Consider the following 1,508-nt stretch of genomic DNA (forward strand, 5'->3'; position numbering starts at 1 on the left):
CGTCCAGCTGATCACGCTGCCGGTGCGCCAGTGGAGCCATTGCGTGATCGCGCCGGAGGGCCACCCGATTCTCAAGTCGCAGCCGTTGTCACTCGCCGAACTGGCGCGCTGGCCGCTGATTACCTACGACACGGCGTTCACCGGTCGCTCGCGCATCAACCGTGCCTTCGAGCGCATCGGCGCGCAGCCGAACATCGCGCTGACCGCCCTCGATGCCGACGTGATCAAGACCTATGTCAGCCTCGGTCTCGGTCTCGGCATCATTTCGGCGCTGGCCTTCGACGCGCAGCGCGATGCCGGGCTGGTTGCGGTCGACGCGTCACATCTGTTCGAATCCAACACCACCCGCCTGGCCCTGCGCCGTGGCACCTATTTGCGGCGCTACGACTACGACCTGATCGCGCTGTTCGCGCCGCACCTGTCGAAGCGCGTGGTCGAAATGGCCATGCATGGCGGCGGCGCCGAATATCAGTTATAAGGGGGGCCGGCGCCTTCTCATGTGCAGCCCCCCGCCGGGCAGTTTGGCTTGTCTGGCACATGTGAGCGCCCCGGAGGGTACGGCAGGTTCCTCTTACTGCTTCCGGCGCCCGCCATCGTTACCCCAATCCTCCGATAACGCCCGGTCGTGTGCTTCCCTCAGTTCCTCTGCGCTCATTGTCCGGACCAAATCATCGCGCTCGTGCATGGCGCCAAGATGGTTGGCGGCTGCGGCGCGGTTTAACCAGACATAGGCGTGCACGGAATTCTGCGGCAATCCCATGCCATTACGATAAAAACGTCCGAGTTCGAACATTCCTTCCGCATTCCCGGTGGCTGCCGCCAATTGCATCCATTTTGCCGCTTGCCTGGCATCCTTCGGATGTCCCTTGCCGGCGGACAGGATTTGTCCGAGTTGGACCATCGCTCCGGCATGACCATTCGTGGCGGCTTTCTGAAGTAGAACGACGTTGTCGGCAGGGTCTTCCGGATGTCTCTTGGCATCAGGGGTCTCCTCACTCGTATGGTTTGGGGCCTCTGTATCGTCCCGAGGTCGGGCCATGCTCTCCTCAGTATTGATCGTTGAGACTAGCTCGACACGTCCGGCCGCAGGGTCGTCGTTGCTGCCCAGCCATAGGTCGGCGGCGGTTAGCACACCGATGCCCAGCATCACGTAGGCGGTGCTATTGATCAGAGTCCGTTCCAGGGAAGCGCTGCTGGCGGCAAAAAAGCGATTTGTGCAGTCTTCGCAACGATACGGCTGAAAGCCTTGATGCCCCAGTTTTTCATGCTTCGAATGCCATCGCGATTGCCTGCATCGCGTACCGGTGCAGGCCGTGCACTTTATTCCCGCTCCGACAAGTCGCGCGATATCCAAGTATTTCAGCATGTCAAACCCCAAATACAAACAGCAGAGAACGGTTCACGGCCTCGCAATCTTACCCCTCGAGGAAAACTTCGCCCATCCGCTATCAAGGTTGCAACGTGCAGGTTTGAATACCGGTCACCCACTTTTTACGGCGGTGGCACCG

General features: G+C 60.5%; 2 protein-coding genes. One reads left to right on the top strand and one right to left on the bottom strand.

Features of this window, described 5'->3' with window-relative positions; all coding sequences use genetic code 11:
- On the top strand, positions 1–478 hold a 478-nt coding region (locus ACE3OH_RS22180), incomplete at its 5' end, for a LysR substrate-binding domain-containing protein (RefSeq protein ID WP_374358468.1).
- Between the two features lie 93 nt (positions 479–571).
- On the opposite strand, the gene ACE3OH_RS22185 is transcribed toward ACE3OH_RS22180, so the two are convergent.
- Entirely contained in the window at positions 572–1,366 is a 795-nt protein-coding gene (locus ACE3OH_RS22185; RefSeq protein WP_374358471.1) for a tetratricopeptide repeat protein, read from the bottom strand.
- Between the last annotated feature and the right edge of the window lie 142 nt (positions 1,367–1,508).

Source organism: Chitinimonas sp. (genome assembly GCF_041904975.1).
Lineage (GTDB): Bacteria > Pseudomonadota > Gammaproteobacteria > Burkholderiales > Chitinimonadaceae > Chitinimonas.

Excerpts from the sequence above, each read along its gene's own strand:
- ACE3OH_RS22185 (WP_374358471.1), bottom strand. The coding sequence starts at position 1,366 with ATGCTGAAATACTTGGATATCGCGCGACTTGTCGGAGCGGGAATAAAG.